The sequence below is a fragment of the Mesorhizobium sp. M7A.F.Ca.CA.001.04.2.1 genome, assembly GCF_003998485.1.
GTDB lineage: Bacteria > Pseudomonadota > Alphaproteobacteria > Rhizobiales > Rhizobiaceae > Mesorhizobium > Mesorhizobium ciceri.
Genome location: NZ_RZQT01000036.1, coordinates 1 through 14,003, shown reverse-complemented (window position 1 = coordinate 14,003; position 14,003 = coordinate 1). Strand labels below are relative to the sequence as shown.

Here is a 14,003-nt window from a genome sequence, read left to right as displayed (position 1 = left end):
CCGTTTCAAGCGATACTGTGGAACTGCCTCAGACGAGCCATCCCATGGCGACGCTCGACAACAAGACGATGCCGAGCAGGCCGCGATAGATGACGAACGGCCAAGCCGAGAAACGCTCCAGCACGCGCATCAGCCCCCATATGGCGAAGAAGGCGGAGATCGACGCGACGACCAGCCCGACAGCAAGCACCGACCAGCCATGGGCGTCGAGATGGACCTTGTGCAGTTCCCAGAGTTCCTTGAGGCCGGCGAGCGCGATGGCAGGCAGCCCGAGCAGGAACGAGAAGCGCGCCGCTTCGGCCCGCTTGAAACCGAGCCCCAGTGCCGCTGTCAGGGTCGAGCCCGAGCGCGAGACGCCGGGGACAAGCGCGCCGATCTGGGCGATACCGACGAGCAGCGCATCGGTCAGTGACGCATCGCCCATGCTGCGCCGGTGACGGGCGAAGATCTCGGCCAGCGCCAGCAGGATAGCCATGGCGATGCAGGCCCAGCCGATCACCGTCAGGCTACGCAGCGGCGAATTGCAGGCGTTGAGCAGGCCCGACAGCGCAACGCCGGCGATGACGATGGGGATCGTCGCCAGCACGATCCAGAGCGCCAGCTTGAAATGCCGGTCGGCGAAATCGCGTCGCGCCAGAGCGTCGAGCGATCCAAACAGGATATCCCTGACGTCGCTCCAGAAATAGCTGACCACCGCGGCAAGGGCCGCAAGCTGCATGGCGGCGGAGAAGGCGGAGCCAGGATCCTGCCAGCCGAGCACGGCCGGCACGATGCGCATATGGGCAGTCGAGGAAATTGGCAGCAGTTCCGTGATGCCTTGCACCACGCCGAGGAACGCCACCTTGGCGAACCCCAGGCCGACGAAGCCCGTGTCGAGGCCTTGGGTGCAGATATCGGCCAAAATCGAATTCCATGCATGAGAGATCGGAGTTGGGTGGACCGACCCAAGGTCAATCCCGGGCAAGCCTTATCGTCATGGGCCGGATAATCAATTTACGGATTTGTAAGCTGGCACGCCGAGGTGCACGCCGTTCGAAACCGGCCCACCTTGGGGCCGGCTTGAGGCACACAGGGAAAATCGCAAAGCGACTACGGGCAGAGCCAGAGTTTCTGGCATGTCCTGGCGATCACATGCGCCGGCGGCACTTCGGGCTCATCGGTCGAAGGCCGGCGAGCCCGTTCGAGCAGCATGCGCACCTGTTCGGGACGCACACGATCGCGCTCCATCACAAGCAGGACCATCGGATCGCTCAAAAGCTCGTCCAGGGTGCTGATGCTGTCGTTCATCCGTCGTCTCCTCGAATGCCGTACCCGCGACCCTTAAATAGGACGACAAAGATGGCTCGCCAATGACGCTTTGCCGGCTATCTCGTGTCGATTTGGATTAAATTTTGGCCATGCTTGCGCTCTTCCCTTCCCCTGGCGCTGCGCGTCGATCCACCTTCTTCCACAACAAGGGGAGAAGGGAAAAATTAGCCTGGCGGAGGGGCGCCTTCGTATTTCGGCAGGCCGTCATCAAGCACCAGCCAAGGCTGCTTCGAGGCCGTGAAAATATGCATTTGCGGCTTGAAAACCGTGGGATCGTCGAGCGAACCGGTGGTGATGCCGATAATGCCTGCGGAATCACGTCGGGAGAACAGCGTTGTGCCGCAGCTCGGGCAAAAGCCGCGCTTGAGATCCGGTGAAGAGCCTATAGTCGCCAGCGGCCCATCGATCGTCACGTCCTCGATGCGAAACAGCACGCGTGCGTTGAAGGCGGCGCCGATCGCCTTCTGGCAAAGCCGGCAGTGGCAGACGCGTTCGTTGATGGGAGCCGCGTCCGCGCGGTAGCGCACCGCCTTGCACAGGCATCCGCCCTCATATCTTGCCATTGTCTGGATCCACTGGTGGGAGAGAATAGGCGCGCAACGTATCGGCGGGGCCGATTGGGTCAATTGAAAAGCTTTGATGCAATGTCATCGCTTGTGCTGATGCGAGTTGGGATGAAGCCATGACGCCGAAAGCCGTCATGGAGCCACGGAATGCCGGCTGCCCGCCAACAGCCGGCGGTTTTGGCGTTCACTCCATTTCGCCGACGACCTCGTCCCAGGTCTTGACCTTGGTCTGGCCGTTTAGGAACGGCAGCGCGGCGGCCGTCAGCTCCGGGGCGAAGAAGACGTCGTAATGGGTGCGGTTGGGCAGGATCGCCAGTCGGTTCTGCGACAGGTTCTCGCGCATCCAGCCCGCATCTTTCAGACCGCCGCCGAGCATCTGGTAGAACTTGATCTCGTGCTCGGGCTTGTACATATCGCTGTCGCCATAGGCCAGCATGACCGGCATTTTCAGCTTGGCGACATCGGCCGAGTAATCGCGGTGCTGACGCATGAAGCCGCCCAGCGCATCGAGGAGCTTCGGGAACTCCTCCGGATGCGGCGCCACCGCGACGTAGGATTTGTACATCGGCGTGTCCTTCATGAACTCAGCCGCGGCTGCGCTCACCTGTGCCTGCTGCGGACGCATCTCGTCATAGAAGCCGTCCGTGGCGTAGCCGGTCGATACCAGGACGAGGCGGCGCACCGCTTCGGGATGCTGGACGGCCATGCGGAAGGCGACGCCGCCGCCCAGCGAATAGCCCATGACATCGACCTGGCTGTAACCGAGCGCCTTGACGATGGCGGCCATGTCGTCGCCCATCGCCTCCACGGTGAATGGTCGGTCACCCAGCGCGGTGCGGCCGTGACCCTGCAGGTCGACGCCGATGACGGTGCGGTTTTCGGCAAGTTTCGGCAGGATCGGCGCGAACATATCCGTGGTGCCAAGACCACCATGCAGCAGAAGCAGCGGCTCGCCCTTGCCATAGATTGCATAGTAGTAGTTCAGGCCGTTGATCGTCAGAAGGCCGGACTTTTCCGGCTTCGGCAGTGCATTCGTTTCAGTCGTCATGGCAGGTTTTGTCTCCTCTGCATTGGTGATGCCCGGGCAGGCAAGCAGTGCTGCGGCCGAAGCAAAAATGGCGAGAAACAGGATTTTGAACATATCGATCTCCTCTCCTGTCGATATCAAGGCGTTATGCGGATCAAAGCGTTTTGGCGAGTTCTTCGAGCTGGTCGGCGCACTGTCCCCAGCCCTCGTGGAACCCCATCTTCTCATGCTGTTCGCGGTCGGCGACGCTCCAGTGCCTGACCCGAGCGATGTAGCGGGTCTTGCCGTTGCCCTCGTCCTCGAAGGTCAGCGCGACGGTCATGAACGGCTTTTCCGAAGGCTGCCAAGCCTCAGTGTAGGCGTCGGTGAGGACGATCTTCCTGCCGGCAACGACTTCGAGGAAGACACCTGGGTTGGGGAACTCGTTGCCGTCCGGGCTGGCCATGACGACAAGGCTCGAGCCACCGGCGCGCACATCCATCTCCGCGCGCGGCGTCGTCCACGGTTTTGGCGAGAACCAGCGCGTGATCAGTTTCGGATCGGTCCAGCAGCGATAGACGTTCTCGCGCGGCGCATCGATGATGCGGGCGAGAACCAGTTCGCGGTCGTTGGTGGGGGCGATGTCGAGCTTGGTGGTCATGATGGCGTCCTGCGTTTGATCTGGCTTCCGTCCCAAGGACGAGCCGATGAACCGCAAGCCGACATCGGCCAGCGAAAATTTTGCGACACCGTTTCGATTGACCCGAGGCGTCACTCACCTTCGTCATCCACGGGCGGAGCAGGAACGCAGCTCCGTCGCGGAGACCCGAGGATGACGAAGTGATCGATGGGCCAAAGCCTCAGTGGCGCTTGGCTTGCACCAGATAGGCCTCGATCTCGGTCTCGCCGAGCCACTTTGCCGCTTCCAGCCGGTGCAGGCCTTCGACGAGGATGTGGCGCTTGCCGTCATGGCGGACCTGGATCGGCGTCTTCATGCCGTTTTCCAGAATGTCCTCGGCGAGATGGCGGACGGTCTCGGGATGCAGCGTCTTCTTGCGCGCCGTCGGCACGTAGATCTCGTCGACCTTGACCTTTTGCACTCTGAGCATGCCGACCCCCGTGGCGGAAACGCCGCCACCCCTGAGATAGTCCGTTTGATGGAGGTGGCCAAGGGTGCGGCTAACGAATACGAAGTCCGAAGGCCATTCTCGGTTCGAAGATGCCAGGGACAGCAGATCGTTTGCCTGTCGTCGCGCGTTTCGATATTGCGTCTGCGCGATCGTCGAGGGCCACGGAGCAAATCCCCATGAGCAAATCTCTCGTCACCTTTGTCGGCGTCGCTCATCCCTGGATGTGCGATGTGATGGGGCACGTGAATGTGCGTCACTACGCGGCGATGTTCGATGATGCCAGCTTCCAGCTTCTCGGCCATATCGCCGGACAGGACGACAACCAGGCGTCGCAGATCGGATGGGCCGACGTGCGCACCGAAATCGACTATCGGCATGAAACGAAAGCCGGTGCGCTCATCACCATCCGCTCGCATGTCGTGAAGATCGGCCGCACCTCCATCACCTTCGAACAGGTGATGTTGGGCTCGCTCGACGGCATTGTCCGCGCATCGAGCCGGACGACAAGCGTGCGCTTCGACCTTGCCGCGCGCGCCTCGGTCGCTCTGGACGAGCCGATGCGCGACCGCTCTTCGGCCTTCCTGATCGAATAAGCCTGTCTCCGCCCGTCAGCCTATGTAGATGCGGTCCTCGAGGGGCGTGTCGGCAATCAGCGTCTGCAGCCCTGACAGCAGCGCCTTCTCGGCGCGGTTCATCACCTTGTCCGGATTGACCAGCAGGAAGATGTCGATGGCCGGCGGCGCGTCATAGGGCGGCAGCCGCCACAGCATTCCATCCGCCACATCCCGCCGCGCGACGTGCAGCGGCAGCGGCCCAATGCCCAACCCGGCGACGATCATGCGCCGCACCTCTTCCAGGCTCGAGGACACGCCGACGACATCGGCGTTGAGCCGGGCCTCGCTGCGCAACAGCGCGACCGGCCGCAACGCATCCGAGATGTGGTCGGTCTGGAACGATACCGAGGGCTCGCCCCGGAGATCGGTCAGCGTCAGCCCGGTTTGCCCGTAAAGCCTGTGCTGCGGCCCACAGAAGAAGCCGAAGAACTCGCGGTAGACCATCGCATATTCCAGCGCCGGATCGCGCTGGCTGACCAGGCAGATGCCGAAGGAAGCACGCCGCTCCCTCACCTGCTTGGCGACTTCGGTGCTTGCTGCGACTGAAATGGTGATGCTGGCGTGCGGGTAGTTGCTGTGGAACTCGGACAGCGCCTGATCAAAGAGCGGCGAGACGACATGGCTTGCCGTCGCGATCATCACATGGCCGGTAACATCGTCGCTGATGCCGCGCATCAGCAGCGGCAACTGCGATATGGTGCCGAACACCTCGACGCTCTGCTCATAGAGAAGCCGCCCGACCTCGGTCAGTTCGAAGCGCGTCGCGTCGCGCTCGACCAGACGCCGGCCCACCCGGTCCTCCAGTCGCCGCAGAGCATTGCTGACGCTGGGTTGCTTGAGGTTCAGTCGCTCCGCAGCTCGCGTGATGCCCTTCACCTCCGCGATGACGACGAATGTCCGCAGAAGGTTCCAGTCGAGATCCCAGACCAGCCGTTCGGGGCGTGGAAGTGCCATTCCTGATATCTATGCTCTCTATTCCCATTATCTATTTGCGCAATGATACCGCAAAGGCAATCATTGATGACAGGAAAGCGTCTGCACGCCTCCCAAGAACAAACCTTGCGCGCCATCCAGAGGAGAGGAAATCAGATGAACAGAGTATTTTCCGGCATCGCCGTTGCGGCCCTGCTGCTTGCGTCGACCTTCACTGCCGTTTCGGCCAGGGCCGACGACCTCGAAAAGATCAAGGCGGCGGGCGAGCTGAAGATTTCCATGAGCGGTCAGTATCCGCCCTTCAACTTCGTCAACGACCAGAATGAAGTCGTCGGTTTCGACGCCGATATCGGCAAGGCCATCGCCGAGCGCATCGGTGTCAAGGGCACCATCATCACCACGGCCTGGGACGGCATCATTGCCGGCCTGCTCGCCAACAAATACGACACCGTCGTTGGCTCGATGACGATCACGCCTGAGCGTGAAAAGGTGGTCGATTTCGTCGGGCCTTACTACCACGCCGGCCGCGCCGTTTTCGTCAGCGAGCAGTCGAAAGTGCAGAGCCTCGACGACCTCAAGGGCAAGACCATTGGCGTGACGCTGGGCGAGACGCATGAGAAATGGGCGCGCGAAAAGGGCGGCTGGGATATCCGTACCTACAAGGGCCTGCCGGAACTGCTGCTGGAGCTGAGGGCCGGCCGCGTCGACGCGATAGTCGTCGACAACATTCCGGTCATGGTTGCCGTCAAGGAGACGGGCGAGAAGGTCCGCAAGCTCAACACGCCCGATATCGAAGGCGGCGCTGTTGCCATCGGCATCGCCATCCGCAAGGACAATCCGGAGCTCAAGGCTGCGATGCAGAAGGCGCTGGACGACATGCTGGCGGACGGCAGCTACGAAAAGATCTCGATGAAGTGGGTCGGCAGCGACATCCGCTGATCTCTCCTGGCTTCAGGCGAGCAAAGCCGCCTGAAGCCGAGCGTTACTCCTGCTGGACCCTTTCATGGATTTCTCCTTGATGCAGCGCGTCTTCCCGTTCTTCGTGGAGGCCGCCTTGGTGACGATCGAGATCACGGTGTTGGCCCTGATCCTGGGCCTCGCGGCTGCTTCATTGGCCGCGGCCGCCAAGATGTCGAAATCGGCAATCCTGCGGACCATCGGCACGCTCTATGTCAGCCTGTTTCGCGGCACGCCGTGCCTGATCCAGCTCTTCGTGCTCTATTTCGGCGGCCCGCAGATCGGCATCAATCTGGAGCCGTTCGCCGCCGGCGTTATCGGCCTCGGTCTCAACATCGGCGCCTATATGGCGGAATCGATCCGTGGTGCGCTGGTCGCGGTCGACAGGGGCCAGACGGAGGCCGCCCGCACAATAGGCTTCAGCCGTTTCCAGACCTTGCGCAAGGTCGTGCTGCCGCAGGCCGCACGGCTGATGATCCGGCCGCTCGGGGTCAATACGGTTGCTTTGTTGAAGGGATCAGCACTTGTGTCGACCATTTCAGTCGTCGAACTGACCTACACCGCCCAGCGCTTCATCGGCTCCACCTACAAGCCGTTCGAGATATTCGGCGTTGCAGCCCTGCTCTACATGATCATGGTCTACGCGGTTGCGCGGATCGTCGACCTGCTCGACAAACGCTTCGCCATCGTCTGACCGGAGAGCACGATGCAAGGTTTGGATTTCACCGTCGTCGCGCCCTACTGGGACCTTCTGTTGATTGGTGCCTGGTGGACGGCGGTGCTGACGGTCTCGGCGGGCGCACTCAGCTTCGTCGGCGGCATCCTGTTCGCGGTCATCGTGCTCTACGCCCCTAAGATCGTTGCCTATCCCGTGCGCGCGCTCATGTGGGTGTTCATGGGCACGCCGCTGCTGTTGCAGCTGTTCCTGATCTATTTCGGCCTGGTGCAGATCGGCATCGACATTCCTGCCCTTGCCGCCGGCATTGTTGGGCTCGGCCTGCACTTTGCCGTCTACAATGCCGACATCATCCGCGCCGGCATCGTGGCCGTCGATGTCGGCCAGACGGAGGGTGCGCGCAGCATCGGCTTCGGCAAGTGGCAGACGCTGCGCCATGTCGTGATACCGCAAGCCATCCGCAACACGGCACCACCGATCGGCGGTAATCTGATCGCGCTGTTGAAGGAATCCTCGATCGTCTCGGTCATCGGCATCGCCGAGTTGGTCCATTCGGCCCAGCTGGCGATCAGCGAAACGTTCCGCCCGTTCGAGTTCTACATCACCGCAGCGGCGCTTTATTACATTCTCAATCTTGTGCTCGAGGCGGCTTTGCGTCGGTTTGAAAGACATGTGGAGGTTTCCCGATGAGCACGCAGCGGCCAATGGTCGAGGTTCGCGGCGCGCGCAAATCGTTTGGCGCCGTCGAGGTCCTCAAAGGCATAGGCCTGTCGGTCGATCGCGGGCAGATCGTCGCCATCATCGGCCCGAGTGGCTCCGGCAAGAGCACGCTGCTGCGCTCCATCAACCATTTGGAATCCCTGGACTCCGGTGAAGTCTGGCTCGACGGCGTGCAGGTCAACCAGAAGCTGCACGGCCATGCCTTCGAGCGGCACATCAACAAGGTGCGCCAGCAGATGGGCATGGTGTTTCAGCACTTCAATCTGTTCCCGCATCTGACCGTGATCGAGAACATTTCCATGGGACCGATCATCCTAAAAGGCATGACCAAAAGTGACGCGCATGCGCTGGCGCATAGCCTCTTGTCCAAGGTCGGGCTCGCCGACAAGATCGACGCCTACCCCTCGCGGCTTTCGGGCGGCCAGAAGCAGCGTGTGGCCATTGCCCGTGCGCTGGCGATGCAGCCCAAGGTGATGCTGTTCGACGAAGCCACCTCGGCGCTCGATCCGGAACTGGTCGACGAGGTCAACGCGGTGATGAAACAGCTTGCCGCCGAACACATGACCATGCTCATCGTAACGCATGAGATGCGCTTTGCCGGCGAAGTGGCCGACAGGGTGCTGTTCATGGATGGCGGCGTGATCGTCGAGGAAGGCCCGCCCGGCGACATGTTCCGCGCGCCGCAGAAGGACCGCACGCGCAGCTTCCTCAAGAAATATCTTTCCGCCTGAGGATGACCATGACCAGCCCAAACACGGAATTCCCCGATTTCGGACTGACGCCGGAGCAGCGCCGCCACGCGGTGCGCGGCCACTATTACGAGTGGCCAGGCATGGATGGCGAGCGCGGCGAGATCTGGTGCTACAGCGACCGGTTTTCCTATCGCGCCGGCGAAACGGTGGCTTTGCATGTCAGTTCGACAGCTGCGACGTTCGGCATCACAATCACCCGAGATGGCGGCAGCGAAAACAAAGTATTCGAGAAATCGGGCATCGCGGCACGCTGGCAGGACACACCCGACCAGTGTTCGGCTGAAGGCTGCGGTTGGGACCCATCCTTCGAATTTCGCGTCGGAGCGGGCTGGCCGTCCGGCGCCTATCGGGTCACGCTGACCGCCGACGGGCTCGACGGCAAGCCGATCCAATGCCACCATATTTTCATCGTCTGCCCGCAGCCGGGCCGCAAACCTGGCCGCGTGCTCCAGGTGGCGGCGACAGGCACATGGCTGGCCTACAACACCTGGGGCGGCTCCAACCACTATCAGGGCATCACCGGGCCGGATCGCAACCAGTATTCGCCCATCGTCTCGACGCAGCGCCCCTGGTGCCGTGGCTTCGTCGTGCTGCCCAAGGATGCGCCGCGTGTGCCGCTGGAGGTCGCTGTGCCGCCGAAGACCGTGCCGCGCTATCCGCACATGGAGTGGGCGCTCGCCACCGGCCATTCGAAGAAATACGCTTCGTCCGGCTGGGCCAGCTACGACAGCCATTTTTTCCGCTTCGCCGAACAGGCCGGCTATGGCGTCGATCTCGCCAGCCAGCATGATCTGCATTTTTCGCCGGAAATTCTCGACGTCTATGACTGCGCCGTGTTCGTCGGCCATGACGAATACTGGACCTGGGAAATGCGCGATGCCGTCGACGCCTATGTCGAGCGCGGTGGCCATGCAGCGCGCTTTGCCGGCAATTTCATGTGGCAGACGCGGTTCGAAGACGAGGGCCGCCGGCAGGTCTGCTACAAATATCGCTCGCGTGCCGAAGATCCGGCCTATCTCCCAGACGGCGACGTCACCCGTGCCACCAATTCCTGGGAGGCGCCGGAAATTGGCCGGCCGGGTTCGGCGACCTTCGGGCTCAACGCGACGCGCGGTGTCTATGCCGGCTGGGGCGGCTGTGCACCGCGCGGCGTGCGTGGTTTCCCGGTCTACCGGCCCGAGCATTGGGCCTTCGCCGGCACCGGCATCTACTATGGCGACCTGCTGGGCGCCGACAGCCATGTCTATGGCTATGAGGTCGACGGGCTCGACTTCGAGATACGCGGCGGCCTGCCCTACCCGACTGCGACCAGCGGCGCGCCAGATGGCCTGCAGGTTCTCGCCGTCGGCATGGCATCCCAGGTCGAGGAAAGCGCCGATATCCCGATCGAGGACCAGTTCCTCACCGACGAAGACGGCCGCTTCACCGCCGAAACGTTGTTTGGCGAGGCGAGCGACGCCAATCTGGAAAAGGTCAAACGCGGCAACGGCATGATCGTCAATTTCCCGCGCGGCAAGGGCGAGGTGTTCCATGCCGGAAGCTGCGAATGGGTCGCCGGCCTGCTAAGACAGGACCCGATGGTCGAACGCGTCACGAAAAATGTCCTCGATCGTTACCTCGGAAAGCCCTGACATGTCGAAAGTCCAATCCGCCGTTCAAGAAACCGAAGCCCGGCGAGACTCGCATCTGTTCTATCTGTCCAGCCTACGCCGGCCGCTGATCGACCGCGCCGAAGGCATCTACATGTGGACGCAGGACGGCCGCTGCTTCATCGATGGCTCGAGCGGCCCGATGGTGGCCAATATCGGCCATTCCAATCGCAATGTGCTCGACGCCATGAAGCGGCAGATGGACCGCGCCACCTTCGCCTATCGGCTGCATTTCGAGAACGAGCCGGCGGAGGAGTTGGCGCGGGAGTTGGCCGGCAAGCTGCCGGAGGGCATGGACCGCATCTTCTTCGTCTCCGGTGGCTCGGAGGCGACGGAATCCTGCATCAAGCTGGCGCGGCAATGGGCGGTCGCCACCGGCCAGGCCAGCCGCTGGAAGGTGATCACGCGTTTCCCCTCCTATCATGGTGGCACGTTGGGTTCGCTCTCGATCACCGGCGACGATGCGCTGGCCGAAACGTTCGAGCCGATGATGCGGGTGATGCCAACCGTGCCGGCGCCGAATGCCTGGCGCGACCGCGACAATCTCTCGATTGAGCAGCGCGGCATCCGCTATGCCGACATGCTGGAGGAGAAGATTCTTGCGGAAGGTCCAGACAGCGTGGTTGCCTTCATCATGGAGCCGATCGGCGGTGCGGCGACCGCGGCGCTGGTGGCCCCGGACAGTTATTATCCACGCATCCGCGAGATCTGCGACCGCTACGGCATCCTGCTCATCCACGACGAAGTCATGAGCGGTGCCGGCCGCACCGGCAAATTCCTCGGCGGCGATCACTGGAACTGCAAGCCAGACATCGTCGCCTTGTCGAAGGGGCTGGGCTCCGGATATGCGCCGCTTGGCGCACTCGCCGCACCGATGCGGCTGGTGCAGCCGTTGCTCGCCTCCGGCGGCTTCCAGCACGGCCACACCTATGCCGGCAATCCGCTGGCCTGTGCCGCCGGCCTGGCTGTGCTCGGCGAAATGGACCGGCTCGACCTGATCGCCAATGCGGCAGCCATGGGCGACGTGCTGATGGACGGGCTTAAAGGCCTGGCGAAGCGGTTTCCGTTCCTTGCCGACGTGCGTGGCAAGGGCCTGCTCACCGGCGCCCAGATGGTCGCCGATCCCGAGACCCTAAAACCGATCGACCAGAACAAGAAAGCCACGCAGCGGCTGCTCGACCTCGCCTATGAACGCGGGCTGATCATCTATGGCCGCAGGGTCAAGGGCGGCGTCGACGGCGACAATTTCATGGTCGCGCCACCGATGATCGTCACGGCCGAGCAGGTCGGCGAGATCATCTCCATCATCGGTGACTCGCTGGAGGTTCTGGCCGCCGAGCTCGACCTGCCGGTCGGAGGCCAGGGGTAAGAAATGGCACCGCGAAAAGTCATCATCACCTGCGCCGTCACCGGCTCGGTGCACACGCCGTCCATGTCGCCCTATCTGCCGGTGACGCCGGACCAGATCGCCGCAGACGCGATCGCGGCGGCGGAAGCCGGCGCCTCGATCCTGCATCTGCACGCCCGCGACCCCAGAGATGGCCGCCCGACCGCCGATCCGGACGTCTACATGCAGTTCCTGCCGCGCATCAAGCAGGCGACCGATGCAGTGATCAACATCACCACCGGCGGCTCGTCGCTGATGACGCTGGACCAGCGGCTGGCAGCCCCTTTGCGGGCCGAACCCGAAATGTGCTCGCTCAACATGGGTTCGATGAATTTCGCGCTGTTCCCGATGCTCGACAAGCCGAGGGAATGGCAGCACGAATGGGAACCCAAGCTGCTGGAAGCCACCCGCGACACGATCTTCAAGAACACCTTCGCCGATATGGAAGCGGTGCTGGAAAGACTGGGAAAGGGCTGCGGCACGCGCTTCGAATTCGAATGCTATGATGTCGGCCATCTCTATTCGCTGGCGCATTTTCGCGATCGGGGGTTGGTGTCGGGACCGCTGTTCATCCAATTCGTCCTTGGCATATTGGGCGGCATCGGCGCCGACCCGGACAATCTCGTCCACATGAAGCGGATCGCCGACAAATTGTTCGGCGACAGCTACCAGTTCTCGGTGCTCGCCGCCGGCCGCCAGCAGATGCCGCTGATCTCAATTGCAGCAGCCATGGGCGGCAATGTCCGTGTCGGGCTGGAGGACAGTCTCTATGACGGCCGCCAGCTGGCGAAATCCAATGCCGATCAAGTGCGCCGTATCCGTGGCATTCTCGACGGGCTGTCGCTGGAGGTTGCAACGCCCACCGAAGCGCGCGACATGCTGGCGCTCAAGGGCGGCGACCGGGTGGCGTTTTGAGATGCTGATCTGAGATGAACCTGCAATGATTGCCTCGCCCAAAATCCGCCTCCGCCCCGGCCGAGTGGAAGATGTCGAAACCATCCACGCCGCGATCCTGAAACTCGGCACGCATATCGGTGCGCCGGAGGAGATCATTTCGACAGCAGATGATTTGCGCACCTACGGCTTTGGTGAAAAGCCCGCTTTCTCCACCCTGATCGCCGAAGTGGGCGGCGAGTTTGCCGGCCTTTGCCTGCATTTCCCGATCTTTTCGACATGGATGGGGCGGCCTGGCGTCTATGTGCAGGACCTCTATGTCGAGGATCGTTTTCGCGGCCGCAAGATCGGCGAGCGGCTGCTGCGGCGTGTTGCGGCGCAGTGCCGGAAGGAAGGCGGCGTCTATCTCCGGCTGTCCGTCGACACCGACAATGAAGGGGCCAAGGCCTTCTACGAGAGGCTGGGCATCGCCTGGTCGAGCTACGAACAGACCCAAAAAATCATCGGCGAGGCCTTCTTTGCTTTCGCCGACGCGCCGGAAAACGGGGATCAGGAATGAAAGCCTTCTATGCCGAGGAACAGAAGCGCCACGACCCCAGGGCCTTTCTTTCGAGCGGCGCGGCACAGCCCAATCCGGAAAAGCCGGAGCGCATCGAGAGATTGTTAGTCGGCGCACTATCTGCGGGTTGCACGATCGAGCGACCTCGGGATCATGGGCTCGGCCCGGCCGCGGCGGTGCACACGCCGGAATATCTGGATTTCCTCGAGCATATCTACGCGCGCTGGCAGCGCATCGAGGGCGCTTCGGCCGAAGTGATCCCGAACATCCATCCGATTGCGCGCAATGGCTCCTATCCGGCCTCGGCGGTCGGCCAGGCCGGCTATCACATGGCCGACACGGCTTGCCCGATCTCGGGCGAAACATGGCAGAGCGCGCTGTGGAGCGCCTGGAGCGCGGTCGAAGCCGCCGAGGCGGTGATATCAGGCGCGCCGGCCGCCTACGCGCTGTGCCGCCCGCCCGGCCACCATGCCTTTGCCGATGTCGCCGGCGGCTTCTGTTTCATCAACAATTCGGCCGTCGCGGCGCAGGTTCTGCGCAAACAAGCCGCACGGGTGGCGATCCTCGATGTCGACCTGCATCACGGCAACGGCACGCAAGGCATCTTCTATGCACGGCCGGATGTGCTGACCGTCTCGCTGCACGCCGATCCGGTGCGCTTCTATCCGTTCTTCTGGGGTCATGCCGACGAGCGCGGCGAAGGGCCCGGCCTCGGCTATAATTTCAACCTGCCGCTGCCGCGCAAATCCGCGGACGCGGCGTTTCTCGAAGCGCTCGAGGTGGCCTTCCAGCGTATCCGTGCCTTTTCGCCCGACGCGCTCGTTGTGGCGCTCGGCCTCGACGCGTTCGAGG

17 protein-coding genes are annotated in these 14,003 nt (G+C 62.6%); 10 read left to right on the top strand and 7 right to left on the bottom strand.

What is annotated here, in order from left to right; translation table 11 throughout:
- Positions 1-28: 28 nt before the first annotated feature.
- The 6 genes from EN955_RS14140 to EN955_RS14115 all read right to left on the bottom strand — a co-directional run bounded on the left by EN955_RS14140 (position 29) and on the right by EN955_RS14115 (position 3,989).
- The gene (locus EN955_RS14140) at positions 29-901 is read right to left on the bottom strand and encodes an undecaprenyl-diphosphate phosphatase (protein WP_013532086.1); all 873 of its coding nucleotides are present in this window, start codon (positions 899-901) and stop codon (positions 29-31) included.
- A gap of 188 nt (positions 902-1,089) precedes the next feature.
- Positions 1,090-1,287, bottom strand: coding sequence for a hypothetical protein (locus EN955_RS14135; protein ID WP_013532087.1), 198 nt, complete (start codon positions 1,285-1,287; stop codon positions 1,090-1,092).
- A 185-nt stretch (positions 1,288-1,472) separates the two neighbouring features.
- Positions 1,473-1,871: a GFA family protein gene (locus EN955_RS14130; RefSeq protein WP_013532088.1), complete on the bottom strand. Its 399-nt coding sequence runs from the start codon at positions 1,869-1,871 to the stop codon at positions 1,473-1,475.
- A 187-nt stretch (positions 1,872-2,058) separates the two neighbouring features.
- Complete coding sequence (locus tag EN955_RS14125) at positions 2,059-3,015, bottom strand: alpha/beta hydrolase (protein ID WP_024504357.1); 957 nt, start codon at positions 3,013-3,015, stop codon at positions 2,059-2,061.
- Positions 3,016-3,055: 40 nt separating this feature from the next.
- The gene (locus tag EN955_RS14120) at positions 3,056-3,541 is read right to left on the bottom strand and encodes an SRPBCC family protein (protein ID WP_024504356.1); all 486 of its coding nucleotides are present in this window, start codon (positions 3,539-3,541) and stop codon (positions 3,056-3,058) included.
- A 199-nt stretch (positions 3,542-3,740) separates the two neighbouring features.
- Positions 3,741-3,989, bottom strand: a complete 249-nt coding sequence (locus tag EN955_RS14115) for a ParB N-terminal domain-containing protein (RefSeq protein WP_013532091.1) — start codon at positions 3,987-3,989, stop codon at positions 3,741-3,743.
- Between the two features lie 197 nt (positions 3,990-4,186).
- Between EN955_RS14115 and EN955_RS14110 the strand changes: the two genes are divergently transcribed.
- On the top strand, positions 4,187-4,603 hold the full coding sequence (locus tag EN955_RS14110; protein WP_024504355.1) for an acyl-CoA thioesterase: 417 nt from the start codon (positions 4,187-4,189) through the stop codon (positions 4,601-4,603).
- A gap of 15 nt (positions 4,604-4,618) precedes the next feature.
- Here EN955_RS14110 and EN955_RS14105 read toward each other — a convergent pair whose 3' ends face one another.
- A complete protein-coding gene (locus EN955_RS14105) occupies positions 4,619-5,578 on the bottom strand; it encodes a LysR family transcriptional regulator (RefSeq protein WP_013532093.1) in 960 nt (319 codons plus the stop codon).
- Between the two features lie 135 nt (positions 5,579-5,713).
- Here EN955_RS14105 and EN955_RS14100 point away from each other — a divergent pair, with 135 nt between their 5' ends.
- The 9 genes from EN955_RS14100 to EN955_RS14060 all read left to right on the top strand — a co-directional run.
- A complete protein-coding gene (locus EN955_RS14100; protein WP_024504354.1) occupies positions 5,714-6,496 on the top strand; it encodes an ABC transporter substrate-binding protein in 783 nt (260 codons plus the stop codon).
- A 64-nt stretch (positions 6,497-6,560) separates the two neighbouring features.
- On the top strand, positions 6,561-7,208 hold the full coding sequence (locus EN955_RS14095; RefSeq protein ID WP_024504353.1) for an amino acid ABC transporter permease: 648 nt from the start codon (positions 6,561-6,563) through the stop codon (positions 7,206-7,208).
- 12 nt (positions 7,209-7,220) lie between these two features.
- Complete coding sequence (locus tag EN955_RS14090; protein ID WP_013532096.1) at positions 7,221-7,880, top strand: amino acid ABC transporter permease; 660 nt, start codon at positions 7,221-7,223, stop codon at positions 7,878-7,880.
- A complete protein-coding gene (locus EN955_RS14085; RefSeq protein ID WP_013532097.1) occupies positions 7,877-8,641 on the top strand; it encodes an amino acid ABC transporter ATP-binding protein in 765 nt (254 codons plus the stop codon). The genes EN955_RS14090 and EN955_RS14085 overlap by 4 nt, the downstream gene beginning before the upstream one ends.
- Positions 8,642-8,649: 8 nt before the next feature.
- Complete coding sequence (locus EN955_RS14080; RefSeq protein WP_024504352.1) at positions 8,650-10,293, top strand: N,N-dimethylformamidase beta subunit family domain-containing protein; 1,644 nt, start codon at positions 8,650-8,652, stop codon at positions 10,291-10,293.
- 1 nt (position 10,294) lies between these two features.
- Positions 10,295-11,680, top strand: coding sequence for an aspartate aminotransferase family protein (locus tag EN955_RS14075; RefSeq protein ID WP_024504351.1), 1,386 nt, complete (start codon positions 10,295-10,297; stop codon positions 11,678-11,680).
- A 3-nt stretch (positions 11,681-11,683) separates the two neighbouring features.
- On the top strand, positions 11,684-12,613 hold the full coding sequence (locus EN955_RS14070; protein ID WP_013532100.1) for a 3-keto-5-aminohexanoate cleavage protein: 930 nt from the start codon (positions 11,684-11,686) through the stop codon (positions 12,611-12,613).
- A gap of 25 nt (positions 12,614-12,638) precedes the next feature.
- Positions 12,639-13,151, top strand: coding sequence for a GNAT family N-acetyltransferase (locus EN955_RS14065; protein ID WP_013532101.1), 513 nt, complete (start codon positions 12,639-12,641; stop codon positions 13,149-13,151).
- Positions 13,148-14,003: histone deacetylase family protein (locus EN955_RS14060; RefSeq protein ID WP_164769877.1), on the top strand; the 856-nt coding region annotated here is incomplete at its 3' end. The genes EN955_RS14065 and EN955_RS14060, both read left to right, overlap by 4 nt.

What these genes read in the sequence shown, in the direction of transcription:
- EN955_RS14085 (WP_013532097.1), top strand. Translation starts at nt 7,877, where the DNA reads ATGAGCACGCAGCGGCCAATGGTCGAGGTTCGCGGCGCGCGCAAATCG.
- EN955_RS14120 (WP_024504356.1), bottom strand. Translation starts at nt 3,541, where the DNA reads ATGACCACCAAGCTCGACATCGCCCCCACCAACGACCGCGAACTGGTT.
- EN955_RS14075 (WP_024504351.1), top strand. Translation starts at nt 10,295, where the DNA reads ATGTCGAAAGTCCAATCCGCCGTTCAAGAAACCGAAGCCCGGCGAGAC.
- EN955_RS14135 (WP_013532087.1), bottom strand. Translation starts at nt 1,287, where the DNA reads ATGAACGACAGCATCAGCACCCTGGACGAGCTTTTGAGCGATCCGATG.
- EN955_RS14100 (WP_024504354.1), top strand. Translation starts at nt 5,714, where the DNA reads ATGAACAGAGTATTTTCCGGCATCGCCGTTGCGGCCCTGCTGCTTGCG.
- EN955_RS14115 (WP_013532091.1), bottom strand. Translation starts at nt 3,989, where the DNA reads ATGCTCAGAGTGCAAAAGGTCAAGGTCGACGAGATCTACGTGCCGACG.
- EN955_RS14065 (WP_013532101.1), top strand. Translation starts at nt 12,639, where the DNA reads ATGATTGCCTCGCCCAAAATCCGCCTCCGCCCCGGCCGAGTGGAAGAT.
- EN955_RS14095 (WP_024504353.1), top strand. Translation starts at nt 6,561, where the DNA reads ATGGATTTCTCCTTGATGCAGCGCGTCTTCCCGTTCTTCGTGGAGGCC.
- EN955_RS14080 (WP_024504352.1), top strand. Translation starts at nt 8,650, where the DNA reads ATGACCAGCCCAAACACGGAATTCCCCGATTTCGGACTGACGCCGGAG.
- EN955_RS14125 (WP_024504357.1), bottom strand. Translation starts at nt 3,015, where the DNA reads ATGTTCAAAATCCTGTTTCTCGCCATTTTTGCTTCGGCCGCAGCACTG.
- EN955_RS14110 (WP_024504355.1), top strand. Translation starts at nt 4,187, where the DNA reads ATGAGCAAATCTCTCGTCACCTTTGTCGGCGTCGCTCATCCCTGGATG.
- EN955_RS14130 (WP_013532088.1), bottom strand. Translation starts at nt 1,871, where the DNA reads ATGGCAAGATATGAGGGCGGATGCCTGTGCAAGGCGGTGCGCTACCGC.
- EN955_RS14090 (WP_013532096.1), top strand. Translation starts at nt 7,221, where the DNA reads ATGCAAGGTTTGGATTTCACCGTCGTCGCGCCCTACTGGGACCTTCTG.
- EN955_RS14070 (WP_013532100.1), top strand. Translation starts at nt 11,684, where the DNA reads ATGGCACCGCGAAAAGTCATCATCACCTGCGCCGTCACCGGCTCGGTG.
- EN955_RS14105 (WP_013532093.1), bottom strand. Translation starts at nt 5,578, where the DNA reads ATGGCACTTCCACGCCCCGAACGGCTGGTCTGGGATCTCGACTGGAAC.